This is a genomic window from Ruminococcus bromii, assembly GCF_928721825.1.
Lineage (GTDB): Bacteria > Bacillota > Clostridia > Oscillospirales > Acutalibacteraceae > Ruminococcoides > Ruminococcoides bromii.
The window spans coordinates 621,300-644,377 of the sequence record NZ_CAKMVP010000003.1; the positions used below are offsets into that span (position 1 = coordinate 621,300).

Genomic DNA, 23,078 nt, shown 5'->3' on the forward strand with positions numbered 1-23,078 from the left:
CTTAAGTTAAGGTTTTCCTTTACCATTCCAAACCCATGCATCACCAATTCTAAAAATCTTATCAACGACTTTTCCTGTAATAACAATTATTTTACCTTTATATTTATATAATATTTTCACTGAACCATCAGAGAGTAAATTCCATGAACCTTTACGAATTCCTTGGTTGATAATAGTTTGGATCTGTGTTGGGGTTACTTTTTTTATCACTTTTCCCCAAAGATGTTTTGATACATTTATATGACCCATTTTTTTAGATGTAATTTTCCCAATACTTTTAAATGTTCCTTTTAGTAAGCCTGACAGTTTAGCACACCAAGCTGACCATGCTTTAGCAACATACGGACCAATAAAATATCCTATTACAGCCGCAGCGGCTCCGATAACAGCAGATAATCCCCATACGAAAACATTTCTTTTCCATCCATGCAGATTCAATTTATCCGCTAACCAATTAGTCAAGAAATATCCACCAACAGCTCCTACTATTCCACCTATAACTGCACCGATAACATTAGCGGCAATGTATCCACCTTCATCAGCATTGCTTATAGGATTATTCTCACAATAAGCAAACATATTAGTGCTTAATGGAGTGCTTGTACCAGTATCACAATAAATATCCGCATTCAAAAATCTGCCTGTGAATGGATCGTAGTAGCGGCTTTGGAGATAATAGAGTGAAGTTTCAGTATCATAAACATAGCCACGGTAGCGAATCGGGTTTATTTCTCGAATTGTCGGCTCGCCTTTGGTATCTTTTATGTTACCCCAAGCGTCATAAACATAGCTTGCGACTTCTGTGCCTGCGAGGTCGATTATTCTGACTACATCGCCCTGCAAGTTCTTCACATAAAAGTACATTGTACCGTTATATGAAAATGATGTTGCGTTTCCGTCTGAATCGTAGTAGAACAGCAGAGTATCATTACCCTTTACAAGGGCAATAAGGTTTTTGTTGCTGTCATAGTAATAGTTGGTCTTAACTCCGTCAACAGACTTCTGTGTTCTCATACCGTTTGAGTCATAGCTCATTTGAACGGCTTTATCGGAAGTGTTTATATTCTTAAGGATTCTTCCGTTCTCCCATTCAAAGCTCATTCCGTCACGGTATGAAAGCGGATTGCCGTTTGCATCGTATGAAATATTACTGCCGTTAACCTTTGTCAGCTTATCCTTCCAGCTTGTATCGGTGTACTCATAAGTATTGCCGTTCTGCGTTCCTGTCGGATAACCGTAGGTCGGATCAAGAACCTGTTCATATTTATTTTGCAGGTTTCCTGCTCCGTCATAAGAATAGTTAATGTAAAATTTATTTACATAGTCGTATTCTTCTTTAAGCTCGTTAAGACTGTCATAAGTGTACTTGTTTATGAGTTTGCCGTTTTGCTTAATCTCGGTAATATTACCGTTTGCATCATAAGAATAATCATATGACAAAACGCTGTCACTGCCGTATGACTGACTGAACTTACTGATGAGATTAGTTGTTGAATTTTCAGCCTTGCCGTTTGTGTACTCATAGTCTGTATTAAATACAAGAGTACCGTCACTGCGAACAGTTCTGACCTGTGTAGTTCTGCCGAAATCATCGGTTGAGGTTTCGTTAGTTACGCCGTCATTGCTTACAAATGACTTTCCGTCTTTATCAGTACCCGTAGTGATAGTTTTAGTCTGACCGTTTACAGATGTCTTTTCAACTGTATTACCGTTAGAATCGGTAATGATGTAGTGAGTAAGACTGCCGTCTGATGATGTACGATATTCGCTTTCAAGCGAACCGTCAAATGTGTAGTAGTAATATGAGATTTCGCCGCTTGAATAGTCAACCGCCTTTGTAACAAGACCTTGCTTGTTGTAAATCATCTCGGCAATTTTGCCTGTTTCGCCTGTGATTAAAGAAATATTACCGTAATCATCGTAGGTGTATTCAAAATAATCACCGTTTGCGTAGGTTGTTTTTGCGAGATTGCCGTTACTGTCATAGGTATTGCTTGTAATTGCAACATTGCCTATTTTTGTTGAAACAAGGTTATAGAATACATCATAATTAAATGAATAACTAAAACCGTTATGAGTAATTTTTGATACAGAGCCTGAACCTGTATAGGAATAATCATTTCCGGAAGTACCGTTCTTTATTGACAATACATTTCCGTTCGTATCATAGGTGTAATTAGTTACATTGCCGTTTCCGTCTGTAACAGCAGTTTTGTTGCCGTTTGCATCATAAGAATACTTTGTTGTACTTCCCTGCTCATTTGTTTCGGAAGTTACATAGTTGCCTGTGCTGTCATATTCAGAGCTTGTCTGCATATACGGCTTTGACTTATCAATACTTTCAGATAAGACTTCTTCGTCAACAGCCTCTTTTTCAGAAGTTTCATTCTTAGAATCTTCGGAGCTTTGAATTAACGGTGAAATGTTTACTTCCGCATTATCAACCGTCATTTTATTCTCATTATAACCGTAAACGAAAGCAAATGCAATATAATTTACAATTTCATTTGTTTTTTCAGGAGTTACAGAAAGTGATACCTGCTGGTATCCGTCCGTGTTTGCACTAAAGTTCTGATAATGGAACTCAGGTGTACTGCTGTTATTGTAATAAATATTAAGTGCAATACCGAATGTTCTGTTTTCGTTTGAAAGCGGAACTGAATTCGACTTTGCTGTACCGTTAATTTTGAACGATACTCCCGCTCTGCCTACTTTTACATTCTGATAGATATATTTGTTACCTAATGAGTTATCATCAGAAGAAGTATCCGAATCGTCATTATCGGCTGAATTATCAGAATCACTCGGACTTGTAACTTCTTCCGTTGTTTCACTTTCTTCAACCTCATAGGTTTTCTTTACAGTTCTTGTAACATATCCCTGTTCGGTTTTAACTGCATTGCCGTAATCATCATATGTGGTGATGCTGTCATTAGGTTCGGTTTCTGTAACTGTTTTGGTGTATGTTGACGGCTGTGTTTCGTCTGTTGAGTCATCGCTTGATGAATCGGCATTTTCAGCATCATCAAATGCACCTGCTGTACCGCCTATTGTTACAGTACCGTTATTGGCTGTAATGCTCTTGTTTTCTTCCGTAAGCCAGCTATCATTTGAGCTGAAATCGCTGTTTTGAAGAGCGTTGAAGTTGTTGGCACAATTACCCTCTTCAAACTGGATACAGTCAAACCATGCTGTACCGGATGCGTATCTAATCAAGCCATATACACGGATTGACGCTGTTGTGCTCGGCACATTTGCTGTTACGCTGATTCTCTGCCAATCAAGTGTGCCTGTGAGTCCGATACTGTTGATTTCTTTTACAGTCTTGCCTGATGAATCAAGACACTTAACTTTAAGGATTGCTCCGACTGAGCCGCCACTGTAAATCTGCTTTACATTTTTTGTCTTTACATATGCGGAGAAAGTTACATCCTTGCCGTTGAAGGTTGTTTCTTTGAACTGATGAGCAAAGCCTGTAAAGAATGCGGAGTTATTCTCACTTGTCGGATTTTCAACCTTGAGTGAAGTTGTTCCGAGGTACTGATAGTAACCGTCCTCTTCTGTTGCGGCAGAATTATCGACTGTTACTTTACCGCCTTTACTTGCGGTACTGCCCTTTGTGCCGTTTGACACGAAGTAATATTTGCCTCCGCCAACTTCTGTCTGCTGTGAGGACTCTGTAATGTAGTTTTTAGTGTATGCGTTTGCACTGTTGTTAATTACAAGTCCTGTATTTTCAGACGAAGTTGCATAACCGTTTGAATTGAGGACAGAAACAGTTGAACCGCTGTTATCAAAAATATGGGTTTCACTGTGTCCCTGCTTGTCTGTAAACACGGTTGTATTGTCGGCATTGTAGCTTATGTTAAGGCGATTGCCCTCTGTGCCGTCAGTACCGTATTCTGTGATGTTTGTTACTTTGCCGTTTGTGTAGGCAAACTTATGTGTCGGCAGGGATTTCATATAGCTGTCGGACACACCCGAAATTGAAATCAGGTTATAATTATCGTCATATTCAAATCGTGAAATGTGACCGTCATTGAATGAAATTGAAGTAACCTTGTCCCTTGCAGTTGTGTAGCCAATATCAATTTTTGTGCCGTCGGGCTTTGTAATTCTTGATACAACTTTTTTGCCGTTAGTACTGCTCTTGTATTTTAACTGAACTTCTCTGCCCGAACCGTCCGTGATTTTGGTTAAGTCACCGTCGGTATAGGTATATGTAATAGTATTCTTGTGTTTGTCTTTTTCAGAGAGAAGTTTACCGCCGTTTGCGGTTGAATCGTAAGTTTGTGTTGTTGAACCGTTATCAATGAAGATGTTGTTTTCATCTTTGGTAAGTGTAAGACCTAAGCCGTCTTCATCTTCCCATTTAGCAGTTTCACCCTGAGCAAGTTTAAGGTAATGGTCTGTACCGTCAGCATCGGTATAGATATAGTTGTAGCCTGCTTTGGTAAGGTTTTTGTCAGTCACTTCTCTTACATACTGATTAAATGAGAACTGCCAACCGTAACCGCTTGCAGAACCGTTCTCAAAAGCTGTGTCTTTGTTAATGCTGTTGTATGTTGCAGTAATGCTCAACGGCATTCTTGAGCCTGTTCCCTCATACAAAGTTTGGTTAATCACAAGGTTGCCGAGGTAATTCGATACAGCCGCCTGTGCGTTAGTGCCGACATTGATTGTGTGGTATGAAAGATTACTCTCCGTGCCTGTAAAATCTTTGTAGATAAGCGTTAAGGCAGGTTTTGTAGATGTTTTTGTATAAGACTTAAATACGACTTTTTTTGAACCGACTGTATCAAGTGCCTCCATAACAAAACCTTTGGTATTGGTATCGCTATACCAGCCTTTGAAGGTGCTTGTAAGGTCAAATGTCAAATACCGATTATCTTCATATGTAAGAGAATCATAATCAAGCACTTTTGAATCGTATTTTACATTCCCATTTGAAGCAAATGTAAGCTTATGAGCATTCACAATGATAGGGTTTTCGCCCTCATCAGCAAACAAATTACTGCCGTTTTCTGTTTCAAAACTATATTTGGCACTTATAACCTCTTCTCCGTTTTCAAGTTTCGGAAGACTATTTACAGTACAAATAGCATATGAATTTTTAGATGTATAGTACGGTCCGTAACTATTTACTGAGCCGTTAGCATTCTCATAAAATGTAAGCTCACTTTTGAGAGTAGTTGTAATCTCAGGATCAATCGTAACAGGGAATGCTCTGCCGATTGTATGAATGAAAGCATAGTCGGCGGTCAGCTTAACCTGAAGATTTGAGCCTTTTTGCTTTACAATCTCAATTTTCATCTGTGTGCTTGAACTGCCGTTTGCATCATACATATACGGTGCTGAGATTGTGTATATTTCTTTTCCGTCCTTATTTGAAAGTGTGATTGTTTTATCATCTTTTTGCTTTGCGGTAAGGTTCGGAATTTTGTAATTCAATGTAAATTCATTTTGAGCCTTTGCACTTTTGAGAATTATGTTTTCTTTAATGCCGGTTGTAGTAACAAAATACTGCAAGTCAACATCGCTGAAAACATCCTTATACAAAGTTTCTGTTGTTATATTTTTAAGCGTAGTAAATTTATCATTACCGCTTGTTTTTTCGTTATTTTTCTTTACATCAGCTTTGCTCTTGCCTGCATTGTCATAACCCCAACTGATTTTATATCCGTTTGATTGCAGTGAAATCATATTTTTTGACTTAGCTTTATTTGAAAGATTGACCGAAATATCACTGCTTTTGTTTGTATATGAAGAATCGCCCGCTTCATCGGGAGATGAAGTCTTATCCTCAGATAAAGTGTTGTTATATTCAACCCACTTACCCTTGCTGTCTTTGTAGTGGACAGGCTCATTGTACTGAGCAATCATCTTTGTTCCGTCTTCAAGCAAAAATTCTTTTGAATTTTCCGTTCTTTCGTCCGTAAGTTCTTTGACAATTTTGCTCTCTTCGGGATTTTCTCCGACAACATTGTTAAATGATGAGTAGTTATTCTCTTTTTCCGGTAGAGTTGAAGCATATACTTCAACCGGTAGCGATAACCCAATTGTTGCACACAAAGTTATTGATACTACCGAAAATAGTTTTTTCATTGTTTGATTCATAGTTTTCCTCCTAAAATATGGTTTTAAATTAAATTTTAATGTTTTCCACCTTCTTTTCAACCATAGTCATTACTCCTTTCGTGTATTTTGCAAGCTATTAACATATATAATCAAATATTTTAGATTAAGAATAGCAGCGATTGTTATTATATATCACTTTTATTAGTAAGTAAATAACCTGATAAATATTTTTATGTACATTTTTTCTGCTTTGTACACAAAAAGACTCGCTACAAGTCTTTCAACTCATAGCAACTCTAAAATCATACTACTAAACTTTTTGTATAAAAGGGCAGTACATATAATTTGATGAGTCTTGCCTATCCTCCCATAATAAAATTCACAACAACCTTTAAGAATAATAAAAAGAGTCATCACATAAGAGTGATTTTTAGGTTTGGTGTATAATGATCAAATGCAGTAAATCTTAATACTCTAAACTTTCATCTGCAATTTTCAATATTTCATCCGATAAATCTTGTTGTATGTTCTCAAACTCAATATTGTTAAGTGATAGAAAAACAAACATCGCATGCGTAACTATGCGTTTGTTTCAATCAACTCAGGCTTGATTTTTTATAAGATCGTAAGCAAGTCGAACTACTTTTTGTTGAATTGATGCAACACGAAAAAACAAGTTCACAGGAATTTTAGGCATAAAAAAAGAGCCCAATGGCTCAAATGTTAAAAATATTAAATAAGTAATTGTTATTGATTATCTTCAATTCTGCGATAGTTCCATGTTAATAAGATTTATAAATTGTTTACAAATTTATTATACCACATAAGGCACATAACCGAAGTGATAACGGTTATGTGCCTTCTTGTTTTTTGTTAGGCTGTTTTTTTACAAACTCTTTTTCATAGCACAAAAAGTGCCATTCGATTTCTTCTATGACACTTTAACAGATTGCTATTGCAAACCGGTTAAAAAGTCGATTGCTTCATAGACAGTAGAAAAGGTTAGACATTTCTGGCAAAGCCAGCAGTTTCGTTCGTCTGTATCCTCCATGCCAGGCAATCCTTGCTGAAGTAATTTAGAAACCGTCTGCCGCGCATTGCTAACTGCCGTCGGATAATTCTGTGCGATTTTCGCTGTTACATCGGCATCACCCTTCTGGTAATTCGGTTCTTTAGCAAGCAAGCGATCCATCACCCGCTGCTTTTCGGCAACGGTTTGAATTGATGGCACATACATGTCGTAGTGCAACATCAGCCAATACTCAATACAGCCGGTCGTCATCAAAAGTCGAACCTTAATTCCGGGCTTTTTTCGCAGTGAGCGAAGCCGTTTGATAATTTTCATCCGGGCATCCCACAGTCCAACATCTGCTGTTTCCACATCAAAAAAGAACCATACCTCATCAGTTACTTCAGCATTATCACGATACTTCTTGTCCTTTTTAAATTTATTATCAGCCTCATCAAAAAGTCCGGTAGAGGCTGGGCGCTTGATTGACGCAACATCTTTAAATTCTTTTCTCAGAAAGTCCGTGTAGACCTGTTCGCTTTTCCCTTCGCAGAACACCACGATATAAGGTTTGCTTCTTTTGGTAGGACGTGGCATTTACTCCACCTCCTCGATTTCAACATCCGGCGTTGCGCCATATTTGCCAACAAGGTATCCTTTACGGATATTTTCAGTCGTGCGGGTAGAAAATTCACTAATCGTATACAACTCAGAAGCACCGTCTTTATCACGCTTATCGACAAAATACAGCTGATCCTTTCGCAGTAGTTCCAGATTCATCAGCTCCGTATTGTGTGTAGTAAAAACGATCTGTGCACCATTTGGATTTGCGGTTTTGCTCTGGAACTTTGCAATGATATAGTTCACCAGTATAGGGTGAAGCTCACGCTCCAGTTCATCCACCAGTAAGATGCCACCGGTGCGCAACGCAGATTCGATTGCAGGAGCCAGTGCCATCAGTTTTCTGGTACCGTCCGACTCGTCGGAAAGCTCCAGCGAATAGGTTGCTTTCTGTCCATCACGGTTTTCGCCTTGGTGACTGGCTTTTGCAGAAACCTCGCCCATTTTCAGGCGTGTCTCTCCATTGTTGGAGGTCTCAGCGAGGGTATGCATAAACTGCATCAGTGCAGCCTTTATGCCATCCGGAATGTTATCAGGCAGACTTTCGTCATCTTGAATCTCATTGCTGTTAAACTCAAATTGCATATCCAAAATACCCAAGTCTGCTACCTTTGCATAGTCTGAAATTACCTTTAGCATATTCTTATCTTCCGAATACTCAATCAACTGCCGGGGAATATCAGAATAATCACGTGAAAAGAACACTTGATTCCGAAACCACCGCATAGCAGAAACGCAAGACGCATCGTTCATAGTGCATGCCACCGAGAAAAATAGCTGGTTTTCAGCGACCATTTCGCCGATCAACAGTCGCTTTGATTTATCCTCTGTGAAATCGAAGTGCTGCCCGGTACGCTTGAACACTAAAGCTTTCTGTCCTTTTGGTGCATGGTAGAGACACTCTGCGTAAATCTTCTCGCGTGTAGCGGCGAAGCTATACCAATACTTTATGCCACCCGAAGTATACTCGAATGCAAACTCCGTAGGTTCATCCTTTGAATAGTCGTTCAGCGCAAACGGATTTACAGGAATAGCAGCATGCTCGTGCTGCGTTCTCTGTGCGTTTCGGATAAACTGCACAGCCAACCAAAAAGCACGAATCACATTACTTTTTCCGCCGCCGTTTTTACCGTAAATCGCAATTGCAGGAAGCAACTTTACTGTGGATGTCAGTGGAATTAAGCAGCTTTTAAAAGAACTCAGCCCGGTTGCTTCCATAGAAAGCACCGCATCGTCTCGAAAAGAACGATAGTTTTTGAAGCGAAATTCAATCATCATCAAAATCACCTCCGTATATTTCATCTATAGTATACCACCAATTTTAAAGAAATACAACAGATAAAATCAAAAAGTTTGATTTTATCTTTCAAATTTAAGTTATATACGCACAATCTTCTTCACAAGACGTTCTGCCGTTTTCACCGTGCCGACCAAAATGAGCATATTGAAAATCAGCTCACCAAATGAACAGGTCGCTGATAAACATTACCACTCACAAGGGTGTAGACTCAAAGAATCTGCAGTAATACACCACTGCGACATTCTCCTGCGACAACACAATTGTCTGCGGCGTTCCAAACCCGGCGAAGTCATACTCGTACCGACAACACCTTGGATAATTTTCGAAATCTCCATCATCAGTTACATACCATGGTTAATCAAACCCTTTGCAATCGCAATATGAACAAACAGCTTTACAGCGTACTCGGACTTTTTCAGTTCTGTAAGGAAACTGTAGGTTCTCACAACTCCCACTACGAAAAAAACAAAATCAACAACACATAGTCCATGACTTGCAGTGCATTTTCCAAGTTCCGCACAATCCAGTTATCCGACATTCATTACACATCTATTCGGTACTGCTAAGAAATGAAGTTTAAAACTTCGTTCTTAGCAGTTCCTCTGATTTTTTGCGGAATAATAATGTAATTGTTAAAGAAGGCATACTTCCCCTGCATAATGTTGAAAGCGAGCTTTTGTTTTACTCTACTCGGATTAGTCCCAACTTCTCTCACTCTGTCTATTCTAGCGTTTTCGACACCCATTCTTGTAACACGAAAAATGAGTTTACAAGAATTTTAGGCATAAAAAAAGAGCCCAATGGCTCAGATGTTAAAAATATTAAATAAGTAACTGTTATTGATTATTCTCAATTTCTCGATATACTCTTGCTTTTTAAGATTTAGAAGAAGGTATCGTTTTATTCACTCCATGCTGTGGAGGGAAGTCGATTACCTGCTCTTTTAATGAAACTTTCTTTGAAATTTTGTCGATAAACGGAATTTTTACATGAAGTCCTGTTGACCATGTTACATGATATGTTCCGAGTCTTTCAATTACATATGCGTGTGCCTGCGGTACTACCTTGACATTGCTTACGATTACTATAAGCAGGATTAAAAGGATGATACCTAAAATAATAAGTCCTAACATTATTTACCTCTCATTCTGTTACGGGTTCTACTATGAGCTTTACGCCCTCTATTGCAAGAACCTTAACTTTTGTTCCTTTTAAAAGCGGTGCTTTGTCGGACTTTACCGTCCAAGTTTCCGCACCAACTTTTTCCTGTGCTGTTTTGTCAATATCGGTTAAATCCGTGAGCATAAACCCGACTTGACCAATGTGGCGGTCTGCGTTTGTTCCCGTTGTTTTATTACGCTTTTTAAAACGTTTTACAAGCGGTCGTGTCACGATAAGCGAAACAAGTGACACAACAAGGAACACCGCCGACTGGATTGTGATGTCACTTGTGAATATAGTTGTTATTGCGGCACAAACCGAGCCGAGAACGAACCATATTGATACAAGCTGTGTTGTAAAGCCTTCGCAAAGCAACATAAATATTGCAAAGCCTATCCACACTATCGGCATATACTGCTCCATAGGGCTGTCACCCCCCTTTTCGCATAATTTTAACACAATATTGTATAATAGTCAAACTATTTTATTGCTATTTTATGTGTTTTCTATCGGACATTTTCATCATTCAAAGCAGTCCGTCTTATATTATGTTTTGAGGTTTACTTGTATTCTATTCAAGCATTAAAAAGGAGGCTCTTTCGAGCCTCCTTACAGCAAATGTTCTACCCTTACAATTTCACTATTTAATTGGTTAACAAATCAATCAACTATTCGTTATAAACAATTTTTTCAATGAATACGACTAATATATCTAATTAAAAAAAATCAGAATGAAATTGTGGATTAAGATTATTAAATCCTGAAAGCACATCTGCCAAGCTTATATCTATATTCATGCAAAACAAATTATAAACAGCTACGCCTATTCCACCCAGCAACAAAAAAATGCTAAAATATTTAAAATATCGCACAAAATATTGACTGTAATTTTTAGTTCTACTTAAAGAATTGCTTTTTATTGCAAAATCCATATTTTTATTCTTTAAGATTGAAGACAAATACAATAAACTTTTTGATGTAAAAGAAAATAAGAATAGCGTGCCAATGCTATTTTGAATGCCAAAACTATTAGCAAAACCTAGGAAAGGTAAATTATAAAAAGTATAAAACACTATAAAAAAAGCAAATGTACCAACAGCGTTTGTAATTTTAACACCTTTTATTTTTAAGGAAAAAAGTTCGGATAATAGCACAGCACAAAGAGAGATAATCAAAATAGTAATTGATAATGGAGATATTTCTGTTATTTTAAATATACACAATAAAAAAACTGCTAACATTCCGCAAAAAAGCGTAATAATATCAACAAAAAGAATTTTTTTCATCACTATCCCCATATTTCACAAAATCTATTATATATATAATCCAAATTCCAACCAAAACCTATAGTCGCACCAACACCAACATAATCTCCCTTTGAAAAGCCAATTTTATGAGATGAACCAAAATTCTCATACTCATTGCCAGATCCATTTTCATAGAATTTAGTATCCTGTACTCCAAACAAGTCCCAACCGCACACACCTGCAGAAACTTCCACACTATCTGTCTTGCCAAATGAAAAGCCCTGTTCATCAAAATGGACACTTATAAGTGTATGTTTTCCCATAGCCTTTATGGAAAATATATCAGTTACATCAAAACCAAATCCAAAGCCGGCATCAAAATCGACTTCTAAACTACAAAATATAGCTCCAAAAGAATCTGCCACCTTATTCCAAGTGTTGTAGTCTTGTTTTTTTGTAGAAGGTGTCGTATAAGAACTAATAACGAAACTGTGTGAGGTATTCGAGGGAGCATTTGATCCGTAACCCTTACAAACATTACAAAAACCCGGGACACCCGGAACTGATTCTTTAATCTTCCAAGTATGTCCAATGTATGTCCCTGCCGATGTGTAATTAGGAACTTTGCAGGCGCCTAATGGATCAACATTGAGAACTGGATTATTACCACAATAAGCAAATGTATTAGCATCCAAAATAGAGGTTCCTGATTGGAAATAACCGTCGGCATTTATAAAGCGGTGGGTTATTGGGTCGTAGTAACGGCTCATAAGGTAGTAAAGACCTGTTTCTGTGTCCTGATAATAACCTCTGTAACGGAACGGATTCAAATTACCGATATGGTTCGGGTTTGTAATTGCATTTCCGTTATTATCGGTTATAGAAATCACATTGTCCCAAGCATCATATTCATAGTGCGCTTTGAGTTCACCCACTCCGTTATAAATTCCGACAATATCGCCACGGGAATTATGGGTGTAGTAATATGAATACTCGGTATCGCCGTCAGTCAAAGTGTATCTGACATTATACAAAATTCCGTTTGCATCGTATGAATAGTAGAATTTTGCATCGCCACGGGTTTCATATAATAGCTGACCGTTAAGGTACGCATATGTGTATTTTACTCCGTTTACGGTTTTAGTTGTACGAACACTGTCACTGTCATAACCATAGCTTATGCTTGTATCACCATTTGTGAGTGTTGCAAGCTGTCTGCCGTTTTTCCATGTCATTGACATTCCGTCACGATATGTAAGCGGATTGCCGATTTCATCGTAGGTTATATTCTGACCGTTATATGATGTGAGAACATCTCCCCAATTTGAATTGTTGTATTCATACGCATTGCTTGTTATACCGTTTGAATCGGTAACAGTTTCGGATATAAGGTTACCGCCTGCATCATAAGTATAGTTATAAACTTTACCGTTCAGCTTATCATCTACGCTAACAAGCTGATTCATCATATCGTAACCATAATGATACTGTAAAACTCCGTCTTTGGTAACATCGGTAATATTACTGTGTGCATCATACATTTTGTGTCAAAGGAGGCTCTTTCGAGCCTCCTTACCGCAAACGTTCTACCCAATATCAAAAATCAAGCGAACAACAACGTTATACAATATGTGCAAAATATCAAAAAAACTAATTTCAATTGCAGAAAAATAGATATTTTAAAATTCTTTCTTACAATTATTTCGACACCTCTATATTTTACAATCTGGCGATATTTTATTAAAGTTGCAAGCAGAAGGCATAAACTAAAAAGCACACAGAAAATAAAAATCCAAAAGCTAATTGCATAACTGTCGATAAAAACATACCTAATATATATAATTGATAAGACTCCTATACAGGAAAATATATAATTAGGAACGGTGTAACAAAAAATAGTTTTTTCAGTAAAATACTTTTCAAAAGGTGGAACGATTGAAATATTGGTTGCGTCATATGCTTCTCTAGAATCATACAATCGTTTTAAGCCTATAATGAGTTGATATATTCCAAAAATAATTATTGAGTTCATGTACTGTAACTCTTCACTTTCATAAAATTCGGCGACAGACAAATAAATATAATTTTGAAAATGTGAATCAACCAGTATCCACGAAGACAATATTTGAGTTATAAAAAACCACAAGAGTAAGCTCGTATAACACAACGGTCTTTTGCTTTGATCATATTTTAACACATCATATTTTACGGTAAAAAATATGAGCAGAAAACTAATCAAAAACAACAATATTGTTAAAACGATACCAAACACATCTGTTGTTTTAATAGATTTATAGCATGGCAACATAAAGCTTAAAGTACTAAAAATGTATAAATGAAAACTACCAGTAATAATATTAACAATCATATTAACAACTGTAGTCAAATAAGAAATCAAAAAAAGCAAAAGAGAAAGTAGATATACTTTCTTTTTTTTACACACCACACCACTTTCTTTCATTTTCACTACTCCATACATTACTCAAATATGTCGATACGGAAATTGTTACTAAAGAAGCTGCCACTGAACATACCATACTTTCTCGCATAATTTTAACACAATATTATATATTAGTCAAACTATTTTATTGCTATTTTATGCATTCTCTGTCAGATAAATTGTATGTGTCAAGTTTAGTTACTGCTTGTCGGTGTTTTTATGTTTATGAAGTTTTAATTCTGTCAAATTTAAAAGCACGGTTATAATACTAATCAAAAATATTATTGTCAGCCACAGTGACGCTGTAAATGTTCTTGAGAACAGATTTACAAGCATTTGATTTCCTGTTAGGCTTTGTGAGTTTAGTGTTTGTGCATTATCGACAAGCACATTCAGGTAATTTGAAAGGTCAAAAATGTTATCATTCGGTATATATTTTGAGGGGATAAAAATGCTGAAATCACAAATATTAAACACAATCAAAAGCACGGCAGGTATTCCTGCAAAAACAAGCACAAGTGCAACATATTTTAGCGGAATATTTTTTAGCGATTTCAGAAAGTAGTTTAATTTGAGATTTTCTTTTATCTCCTCAAAAAATTTTCTACTGAACCTATACCACAACTTCAATGCAATAATGCTAAATCCGATAAATATTGCAAGGTATAAAATATGTTCAAATGACGAGAGCGTTTGGTTTTTATCATTTAGATTAACCGAATAATACTGCGGCAAATCCATTTGCTCAACAATTGCTCCCGTATATACCGAGTTATCGTAAACAATCATATCAACCGTTCTGTCACCATAATTTTCGGATGTTGTATATGGAACATACACTCTCTGTTTGTCATCAGCAGAAAACTTATTTATTAAACTTTCGTTTTCACATATCACACCGCAAATTGTATATTGATTTCCGTCAATGCAAATCTTTTTACCGACTGCATCTGTTATAAAAAACAGTTTGAGAGCAAGAGAACTTCCGATTATTGCAACCTTATCTCTGTTATCTATGTTATTGGACGAAATATTTTCGCCGTTAATTTCGGTCTTATAATCCGAAAACCAGTTTTCATTCACAAGTACCGTAGTTACGGTTTCTTCCTTAACTTTTGTTTCTTTACCCTCGGAACAAAAAGCTATGCCTTTGTCAGTAATCCGTTCAAACAGCTTTTCAAGTTCAGAAACCGTTTTTGGAGCAGTTTCGGAATTTTTATCATAAGTTAATTGAGTAACATCAGGTAATTGCCCTTTTGCATTTTCAATAATTATAATATTCGCAAAAAAAACGCTCACAGTCAGCAACAACAGTAACAGAAACGAAACAATTTTTCTTTTGCTCACACTGTTTCCTCCTCAATATAAACACTTGAACCGTTTTCTATACTCTTGGTTGTTTTATATACAACTTGACTGTCGCCAAAAAGTGAGTCCGATGTCACCTCGCAATACAGCTCGTCACTGTTACATATATCCACCGAAACCTCTTCAACTGTTGCATCACCGTTTTCGGTTTTATTTATAACAAATACTATTCCCGTATTGCCTGCCCCATCCACCGATGAAACAGGCAAAAGATAATGTGTTTTCATATCATTTGAACCTGCGGTATCGTCAATTACACCTGTTTGAACCGAAACCACTTTGACCTTTGGAAGAAGCATATTATTGATTGTTTTTGAAAAATATGTAAGTAATGCAATCACAATAAAAAATACAATTGAAAATTTCAACACTACGCTCTTTAGCTTATCTTTTTTCATAAAAACCTCTCTCCTATCCCTTATCAGTTCCGACAAACGGCGAATCAATATCCCTGTGTCCGTAAAGATAAATAAGCAATGCAGGAATCATAAATATAACTCCGCAGGCAAATATTATGCCGTAATCCGAACTTCCGACATCAGTAAGCGTTACGGAAAGCGGATACATACCCTCATTATCAAAATAAATCAGCGGTTGTTCAACTACATTCCAATTATCAATAAAGCAGAGCAACGCAAGTGTTATCAGTCCGCCCTTAATCTGCGGAAGAATAATATTAGTAAATATCTTCAAATATGACGCACCGTCAACTCTTGCCGCCTCAATTGCGGAATCGGGAATGTATTTTATACTTTGCCTCAAAAGACAAATTCCGAATGCAGAAAAGGTTCCGGGTAAAATTACCGCAAGAAAATTATTCAGCAAATTCATATTTTCAAGAATCATATAATCAGGCACAAGAGTTACCTGCAACGGCAGAATGAGCAAAATTATGTATATGAAAAACAGCTTGTCCCTGAACGGGAATTTCAATTTTGCAAAAGCAAAAGCCGCCAATGATGATACTGCAACCTGACCGATTACTGTCGGAAAAGTACAAACAACCGAATTCCAGAACTTCAACAAATATTCGGGTTTTCTGAAAAGAGTCTGATAAAACTGCTCCAAAGTTGCCATATTCGGAATCATATTGAGTTCTTTATATTTTCCGTCAGAAAAATTAAGCATTTCACTTACCTGTGAACCTGTCATAAATGAACAAGCAAGCATATAAATGACAGGAAACAAAAACAGCACAGTTACAGCAATCAGCAAAATATATTTTAGTATTTTCATAACCGTATCTTTCATAACAAACCTCTCAAGAATAGCTGTGTTTCCTTTCAAAGCAGAAGAAAATAAACAGCACTATAATTATAAACAGCGATAAGACAATTGATGCCGCCGACAATCTTGGATAGTTAAGATTGTAATAATTGTTGTTGATGAAGTTCTGCAAAAAATACACATTGGTGTTTGGATAATCACCAAACAAAGCAAATACCTCACGGAAAATTTTAAATGAATAAATAAGCTCCATCAGAAAAACAAAAAATGTAGTTGGCGCAATCATAGGTATAGTAATTTTAGTTACAAGCTGATGAGCTTTTGCACCGTCAAGCCTTGCGCTTTCGTAGAGAGATTGCGAAACATTGGCAATGCCTGCCGTAAAAAGAATCACACAAAATCCGCAGTACTTCCACACATAAATAAAAACGATCATCACCATAGACCATTCCGAATTAAAAAATTCAACAGTATTAAATCCAAGTGAATTAAGTAATCCGTTGATTGCACCGTAATCATCAAAAACCAATTGCCACACGCAAATCAGAGATGCAATCGGAACTACAACAGGAATAAGCAATGCACTTCTGAAAAAGGAAGATATTTTATTAAAAGAATTAAGAAACAACGCTATCAAAAACGAAATCACCATTAACAACGGTATCGCCGTAACTGTAAATATACCCGTGTTTTTAAGTGCAAGCAAAAATGTATTATTTTGAAAAAGCTGTATGTAATTTTCTATGCCCACAAAAGTGTCGCCGACATACAGGCTTTTGGTAAAACAAATTATGTACGGCACAATATAGAACACCGCTATGCCTAAAAAAGACGGTAATATAAACAGATATGCCGCTATATGTTCCTTTTGTTTTCTTGTTAATTTAGATTTTCTCATAATTTATTCCTACTCAGTCAAATAAATTTCCGTTGCCGATGTAAGCTGACGAATAAATTTATCTTTTGATATACCTTTATTTATATAATTGTCAACAATCTCACCGATAACATTGTCATTATAATATGAATGTGACACATCTCGATACAAGGTGCAAGCGTTTACATTATCGGCAATGTCAATGTATGCTTTCATAAAATCGTTGTCAATCCCGATAATTTTATTGTTATCATCCGTTCTTGAGCCGGCAACAAGCTTAGCATTATCGTAAACAGATATATTCACAGGAAAGCTCAAACTTCCTGATGCTGTTGCACCAATTTCTTGAATTTCATCACTAAGAGTATATTTTATAAACGCAAGTGCTTGCTCCTTTAGTTGTGTATTATTATTAATTGCATATCCAACCTGTATGTGTGCGGAATTAACATCTTTGTTTTTTGTCAATCCACGAAAGACTACAGGTGTTTCATTTATAGATTGATAATAAGAATAACTTCCTGCCATCAACGGAAATGACCGATTTATATACAATCCGTCAAACAATTCATTTGTATTGCTTTTTTGAGAAATCGTCAACATCTGCATCATTACATCTAAATTATCTTTAAATTCATCGGTATCAAAATACACAGCTTTATTTTCAAAATCAACATAGCTGTTTAAAAATCCGCAAAAGAGTTGCATTGGATAATCAAACCACAAAAAATCCGACAACTCATTAGATACAAATGAATAGCCTTCATCATTTAAAAAATAATTTTCAAATACATCCGAAAAATTACTGTATGTCAAAGAAAAGCCGTTATTTTCTTTGATATCGAAATTTTTCAATCTTTCTTCTGTAGATACCAATACATCAACTCCATAAAACAGCGGTACAATATATAAACCGTTATCATAAACTCCTGCGTTGAGTATGTTAACGTTATAATCATCAAGATTTATTGCATTTGAAGAATTATCATCTTTTAACAAATCATAAATATTCATTAATGAACGGCTTTCAATTAATTTTTCAAAAGGCAATTTTTGACTAAGTGAAATAATATCAGGTCCACTTCCTGCCATAATTTCAGTTGATATCTGCGTTGACATTTCTTGTTCAGAATCAAATTTAACTATCTCAACTTGGAAAGACGGATTATTACTGTTTATGCAGTATTTATTGTATTTTTCTATAATCCAAGAAAGAGAGTCTTCATCATTTAATGTGTAATAAACAAGATGATTTTGTTCGCTGTTATTTTTTATTGCACAACTTGAAAATGAAGTAATTATTATAACACTTAAAAGTATAGCTATTATGGCTTTAATAGATTCATGTGGTTTAAATAAAAAGCGTGTGAACATAATTACATTTTATCCTTATCCGTGTATACTTCCATCAGGCCAATCATAGTACTGACCATTTGACATTTTTGAGTTTTTAGCTGATGAGTAAGCTTTGCTTAAATGCTTTGAATAACTTGAACATTTACCTGAAACTGATGCAACATAATATGTACCATTTTTAAGGCAACGACCAATGGTAATGCGCGAACATCCTCCATTTATTTCTTTTCATACTACCCTCTTATATCTCTCATACACAAGAAAATTTCTGTAAGTTTTCTATTACATATAATAAAATTTTAACATAATCTATTCCTTCAAATAAATCTCAGTTGCTGCTGTAAGTTGACGAATGAACTTTTCATTTGAAATATCCCCGTTTAAATATTTATCAACTATATCACTGATTACTGAAGAATTAAAATAAGTATCCGATAAATAATTAAAGCTATATAAGTTACATTTTGTTATGTTGTTTATAATATATTTATAATCTCTTATCGCCGCACTTTCAGTAGTTTCAACAATAGCTTTTTCTTTATCACTAACAATTAAATCTTCAAAATCTATTACTTCATCTATTGAATCAATGCATTTTTCCATAGCATCGCTGTTTACAGGCAAATACATACGTTCTTCACTCATATTTTTTTGCACATCACAGGACAAACAGTACTTAATGAAAGGCAGTAATTTTTCTTTATTTTTACAATTATCATTAACGGCAATACCAACATCTATAGAGGCAGAAATTGAATCATCATCCATATTGTAATTATTTACAAACACAGGAGTTGATCCTAAATATTTTAAATACGAATATGTCCTTACTATACTACTAAAAGCAGGCATTTCCTTATATAAAATAGAAGCACCATTAATTATATTATCATATAAAAAATAATAAACATTTTCGTCGGTAGTGTCATTCTTAATCAAGCTATAGATAGAATCCAAATCTTCCGAAAACTTATCGCTGTTAAATTCTGTATTTCCGCTGTTAAAATCTATATATTGATCTAAAAACGAATAAAAAAAGGCAATATTATCATCGGCACTTCCAAAAAGAGAATATTCTTTTTTATTTTTTGAAAGTTTCTCAGATAATGCTTTAAAAGAAAATTCAGATGATGTTAAATTGTACTTATTAAGTGTTTCCTCTGTAGTTATAAAAACATCAGGTGAATAGAACAAAGGTATAAAATATCTTTTACCGTCAATCACTCCTGCATCCATAATTTTTGAATCGCAGTTATCTATTCCTATATCATAACTAAATTCACTTATAAGCTCGTTTACATCTGCAATAGTTTTGCTATCTGTTAATTTCTCAAATGGAAGCTTTTGACTCAAAGAAAAAATATCAGGTCCTTCACCTGCCATAATTTCTGTTGACATTTTTAATTTCATTTCTTCCTGAGATTCAAATTCCACGATTTCAATTTGATAGGACTCATCGTAATGCTTTGTACAATATTTATTGTACCTTTTAATAATATCGCAAATAGCATCCTCATAGTATGCACAATATGTAAGCTTTGAGGAATTGCTTGAAGCTGTGCTTTCACCACATCCGCTGAAAGCAAACACAGTAATAATAAATTGTAATGTTAAAATTATCGCAATTTTATTTTTCATAATGATTCACCTTGTGATTATATATCTTAACATAATTCTAAATTATTAATCTGTAGTCTATCTGAATTTTTATTATTTAAATCAACAATAACGCTCTACTTGTTAATTCATACGGATAAGTAGCGAAATTAATATGCACTGAGTTAAATTCACTTCATTAACAATTGAAAGTAACATAGTTATATATCAGATATGATTTTTAACACTCGAATATAATTTTCTTTATTATCTGTTTCACTTCCTATATATAATTTAGCTTTTTCCATATATTTTTCAAATGCTGCCACATTAACCTGTATATCATTTGTTTCAATTTTCATTTGCTGTTTGTTACTCAAAACAAATTTTATAAATTCATATGCAAATTGTTTGTTATTAGAATTATTATTAATATGCAGCTTAATATTTTCATCGCTAAACCTTTATTTTCTTAAATTATATTTCGAGAAAACATCTTATAAACATCGTTTTACTTTTCAAAAATATTTACTCTTCAAGATAAATTTCAGTTTTTGATTTGAGCTCTTTAATAAATTTATTTTCATCTATTTCATCGGATAAAAATTTATCTACAATATCACCTATAACCTCTGTGTTATAATAATCATACAATCCATAAAGTCTATAGCTTTTTATGTTATCAACGTAATCCTTTGCATACATAAAATTAGCTTCTGAAATATTTGCAGTGTTATTAATATACTTTACCTCTTTTGCTTTATCAAATAATTTACTGTAAGATTCATTGTTGACGGGATATTCCCAGCCACTTCCGTAAGAGGTTGTCGGTAGATATTCCTCTATATTCGCTCCGCAAAAATCACTCTGCACCTTTTCCGATAACGCATACTCAATAAACTCAAGAGCTTTTTCTTTGTTGTCGGAATTATTGCTAATAAAAATTGCATCGGTTATAACACCCGTGGACTCACCGTCTTTATTCGGTGTATTCAAAATTATAGGCTCGTCATTATCATTTTCAATGTCTGCAATTTCATCATATAACGCAAATAATTCAATCTGACCGTTTGATGATAACATTGACACTATGTTATCTTCATTTTTCTCATTACTGCTGTATAGTTCTTTTAGTGAGGTGACAGACTTTCTAAAGTCGTCGCTGTCGAAATCATATTCCTGAGAATATAGGTCAACATTTTCATTTATTAAATTCAGAAAAACATTTTTATAATCCTCAACGCTGGAAAACAGAGCTTGATTATTATCATCATTATTAATACTTCCGCTCAATTCTTTGATGTTATCGTATGTTAAATTCGGTTGTTCGTTGTCTAAATATTTTGATAATTTGCTTGATGAGGAGAGTAAAATCTGAGGCTCAAATGTTACAGGAATAAAATATCTTTTTCCATCGTAAATACCCGCATCAAGAATATTAGAATTATAATCGGATAATTTCAATTTATCCTTGTCTTCGCTATTAGAAATAATATCGTCAATATTTGCAAATACACCCTGTTTAATAAGTTTTTCTGTTGATGATGATAATAGAGATAATTCACCAGATGTAATAATATCAGGACCTTTCCCTGCCATAAGCTCAGTTGTAAGTTGACTTGTCATTTTTTCAATATTATCAAACTCAACAATATTGATTCTATTTTGAACATTCTCACATTTTTCATTATATTGATATATTAAAATAGAAACTGGTGATACATACGGCTCATAATGATAATAAGTAATTGTATTCTCCTCTTTTTTGTCTGCTTCACATCCGACGCAGGTTAAAACAGAAAATATTAATACGACTGCTAATAAAATACTTACAAATTTTTTCATCAGCTTACTCCTCTGTATAATAATAATTTACTTTAAACAAAAGTTTATTGATACAACTATGTCAAAATTTACGGATAACATGTTAAAAGTATATAGTAAATGATGTTGCTATTTAATTATTATCCAAGAAATACAACACTTGAATTTCCTGTAACCTGATATTTTCCGGGGCCGTATTTATGACTATTTGCGTATGCTATTGCGGCCTTTGTGTGCGCACTTACTTTATCACACTTATAAGTATAAGACTTTTTATAGAACCCATAATTGTTACAACCAAGTACCAAAATGCAACCGCCATTTATATCTTCTGTACTTACTGGTTTAATAAAATTTGAAGTTTTGACATATTCATTTAGATTTATTTTTTTCATTGAAATTTCTCCTTTCACAATCATTCCTATATACTTTAACATACTTTCTAAAACAAAAAAATGTTTGAAACATTGCATAAGAACTCATTTATCGGTACAGAACACATATTTGTAAAATTGCCTTCATAAAATGAAACATATTTTTCATTAATATCAACTAGTAGTGCATAATGATATCCATTCGCTTTTGCTTTATTTAATAAGCATATTGCTGGTAAATTAACTTCCGTGATTTCAGATATGCTTTCAATTTGATATGACTCATCGTAATGCTTTGTACAATATTTATTGTACTTTTCAATAATATCGCAAATAGCATCCTCATAGTATGCACAATATGTAAGCTTTGAGGAATTGCTTGAAGCTGTACTTTCACCACATCCGCTGAAAGCAAACACAGTAATAATAAATTGTAATGTTAAAATTATCGCAATTTTATTTTTCATAATGCTTCACCTTGTGATTATATATATATCTTAACATAATTCTAAATTATTAATCTGTAGTCTATCTGAATTTTTATTATTTAAATCAACAATAATGCCCTACTTGTTAATTCATACGGATAAGTAGCGAAAT

17 protein-coding genes and 1 pseudogene are annotated in these 23,078 nt (G+C 34.8%); all 18 read right to left on the bottom strand.

From position 1 onward, the window contains the following. Positions 1–6: 6 nt before the first annotated feature. Positions 7–6,117 carry an RHS repeat-associated core domain-containing protein gene (locus QDI94_RS03215; RefSeq protein WP_278867081.1) on the bottom strand — a complete coding sequence of 2,037 codons (6,111 nt, stop codon included), beginning with the start codon at positions 6,115–6,117 and terminating at the stop codon, positions 7–9. Positions 6,118–7,030: 913 nt separating this feature from the next. Beyond that, the gene (locus QDI94_RS03220) at positions 7,031–7,684 is read right to left on the bottom strand and encodes an RloB family protein (RefSeq protein ID WP_117967950.1); all 654 of its coding nucleotides are present in this window, start codon (positions 7,682–7,684) and stop codon (positions 7,031–7,033) included. Beyond that, on the bottom strand, positions 7,685–8,986 hold the full coding sequence (locus QDI94_RS03225; RefSeq protein ID WP_117967948.1) for an AAA family ATPase: 1,302 nt from the start codon (positions 8,984–8,986) through the stop codon (positions 7,685–7,687). A 921-nt stretch (positions 8,987–9,907) separates the two neighbouring features. After that, positions 9,908–10,141 (bottom strand): annotated as a pseudogene (locus tag QDI94_RS03230) (SPFH domain-containing protein); the annotation flags it as partial. Positions 10,142–10,151: 10 nt separating this feature from the next. After that, positions 10,152–10,592 (bottom strand): NfeD family protein, encoded by a 441-nt coding sequence (locus QDI94_RS03235; RefSeq protein ID WP_278867084.1) that lies wholly within the window; start codon positions 10,590–10,592, stop codon positions 10,152–10,154. 293 nt (positions 10,593–10,885) lie between these two features. Next, positions 10,886–11,455: a hypothetical protein gene (locus QDI94_RS03240; RefSeq protein WP_278867086.1), complete on the bottom strand. Its 570-nt coding sequence runs from the start codon at positions 11,453–11,455 to the stop codon at positions 10,886–10,888. 2 nt (positions 11,456–11,457) lie between these two features. Then, entirely contained in the window at positions 11,458–12,957 is a 1,500-nt protein-coding gene (locus QDI94_RS03245) for an RHS repeat-associated core domain-containing protein (RefSeq protein ID WP_278867088.1), read from the bottom strand. A 62-nt stretch (positions 12,958–13,019) separates the two neighbouring features. Beyond that, positions 13,020–13,877: a hypothetical protein gene (locus tag QDI94_RS03250; RefSeq protein ID WP_278867090.1), complete on the bottom strand. Its 858-nt coding sequence runs from the start codon at positions 13,875–13,877 to the stop codon at positions 13,020–13,022. 177 nt (positions 13,878–14,054) lie between these two features. Beyond that, positions 14,055–15,203, bottom strand: coding sequence for an ABC transporter permease (locus tag QDI94_RS03255; RefSeq protein ID WP_278867092.1), 1,149 nt, complete (start codon positions 15,201–15,203; stop codon positions 14,055–14,057). Further along, positions 15,200–15,622, bottom strand: a complete 423-nt coding sequence (locus QDI94_RS03260) for a hypothetical protein (protein WP_021883112.1) — start codon at positions 15,620–15,622, stop codon at positions 15,200–15,202. The genes QDI94_RS03255 and QDI94_RS03260 overlap by 4 nt, the downstream gene beginning before the upstream one ends. 13 nt (positions 15,623–15,635) lie before the next feature. Then, positions 15,636–16,475 (bottom strand): carbohydrate ABC transporter permease, encoded by an 840-nt coding sequence (locus tag QDI94_RS03265; protein ID WP_101028734.1) that lies wholly within the window; start codon positions 16,473–16,475, stop codon positions 15,636–15,638. A gap of 10 nt (positions 16,476–16,485) precedes the next feature. Then, positions 16,486–17,349 carry a carbohydrate ABC transporter permease gene (locus QDI94_RS03270; RefSeq protein WP_021883114.1) on the bottom strand — a complete coding sequence of 288 codons (864 nt, stop codon included), beginning with the start codon at positions 17,347–17,349 and terminating at the stop codon, positions 16,486–16,488. A 9-nt stretch (positions 17,350–17,358) separates the two neighbouring features. Further along, positions 17,359–18,702, bottom strand: coding sequence for an ABC transporter substrate-binding protein (locus QDI94_RS03275; RefSeq protein WP_278867095.1), 1,344 nt, complete (start codon positions 18,700–18,702; stop codon positions 17,359–17,361). 291 nt (positions 18,703–18,993) lie between these two features. After that, complete coding sequence (locus tag QDI94_RS03280) at positions 18,994–20,322, bottom strand: ABC transporter substrate-binding protein (protein WP_101028736.1); 1,329 nt, start codon at positions 20,320–20,322, stop codon at positions 18,994–18,996. 179 nt (positions 20,323–20,501) lie between these two features. Then, positions 20,502–20,642, bottom strand: coding sequence for a hypothetical protein (locus QDI94_RS03285; protein ID WP_278867097.1), 141 nt, complete (start codon positions 20,640–20,642; stop codon positions 20,502–20,504). 166 nt (positions 20,643–20,808) lie between these two features. Further along, positions 20,809–22,125, bottom strand: coding sequence for an ABC transporter substrate-binding protein (locus tag QDI94_RS03290; RefSeq protein WP_278867099.1), 1,317 nt, complete (start codon positions 22,123–22,125; stop codon positions 20,809–20,811). A 119-nt stretch (positions 22,126–22,244) separates the two neighbouring features. Further along, positions 22,245–22,499, bottom strand: coding sequence for a hypothetical protein (locus tag QDI94_RS03295; protein ID WP_278867101.1), 255 nt, complete (start codon positions 22,497–22,499; stop codon positions 22,245–22,247). A 47-nt stretch (positions 22,500–22,546) separates the two neighbouring features. Beyond that, positions 22,547–22,945, bottom strand: coding sequence for a hypothetical protein (locus tag QDI94_RS03300; RefSeq protein WP_278867104.1), 399 nt, complete (start codon positions 22,943–22,945; stop codon positions 22,547–22,549). Positions 22,946–23,078: the final 133 nt, after the last annotated feature.

Bases quoted from the DNA above. Each gene is read 5' to 3' on its own strand.
- QDI94_RS03260 (WP_021883112.1), bottom strand. From the start codon at position 15,622: ATGAAAAAAGATAAGCTAAAGAGCGTAGTGTTGAAATTTTCAATTGTA.
- QDI94_RS03225 (WP_117967948.1), bottom strand. From the start codon at position 8,986: ATGATGATTGAATTTCGCTTCAAAAACTATCGTTCTTTTCGAGACGAT.
- QDI94_RS03215 (WP_278867081.1), bottom strand. From the start codon at position 6,117: ATGAATCAAACAATGAAAAAACTATTTTCGGTAGTATCAATAACTTTG.
- QDI94_RS03220 (WP_117967950.1), bottom strand. From the start codon at position 7,684: ATGCCACGTCCTACCAAAAGAAGCAAACCTTATATCGTGGTGTTCTGC.
- QDI94_RS03250 (WP_278867090.1), bottom strand. From the start codon at position 13,877: ATGAAAGAAAGTGGTGTGGTGTGTAAAAAAAAGAAAGTATATCTACTT.
- QDI94_RS03285 (WP_278867097.1), bottom strand. From the start codon at position 20,642: ATGAAAATTGAAACAAATGATATACAGGTTAATGTGGCAGCATTTGAA.
- QDI94_RS03295 (WP_278867101.1), bottom strand. From the start codon at position 22,499: ATGAAAAAAATAAATCTAAATGAATATGTCAAAACTTCAAATTTTATT.
- QDI94_RS03235 (WP_278867084.1), bottom strand. From the start codon at position 10,592: ATGGAGCAGTATATGCCGATAGTGTGGATAGGCTTTGCAATATTTATG.
- QDI94_RS03300 (WP_278867104.1), bottom strand. From the start codon at position 22,945: ATGAAAAATAAAATTGCGATAATTTTAACATTACAATTTATTATTACT.
- QDI94_RS03275 (WP_278867095.1), bottom strand. From the start codon at position 18,702: ATGTTCACACGCTTTTTATTTAAACCACATGAATCTATTAAAGCCATA.
- QDI94_RS03245 (WP_278867088.1), bottom strand. From the start codon at position 12,957: ATGTATGATGCACACAGTAATATTACCGATGTTACCAAAGACGGAGTT.
- QDI94_RS03290 (WP_278867099.1), bottom strand. From the start codon at position 22,125: ATGAAAAAATTTGTAAGTATTTTATTAGCAGTCGTATTAATATTTTCT.
- QDI94_RS03265 (WP_101028734.1), bottom strand. From the start codon at position 16,475: ATGAAAGATACGGTTATGAAAATACTAAAATATATTTTGCTGATTGCT.
- QDI94_RS03270 (WP_021883114.1), bottom strand. From the start codon at position 17,349: ATGAGAAAATCTAAATTAACAAGAAAACAAAAGGAACATATAGCGGCA.
- QDI94_RS03240 (WP_278867086.1), bottom strand. From the start codon at position 11,455: ATGAAAAAAATTCTTTTTGTTGATATTATTACGCTTTTTTGCGGAATG.
- QDI94_RS03280 (WP_101028736.1), bottom strand. From the start codon at position 20,322: ATGAAAAATAAAATTGCGATAATTTTAACATTACAATTTATTATTACT.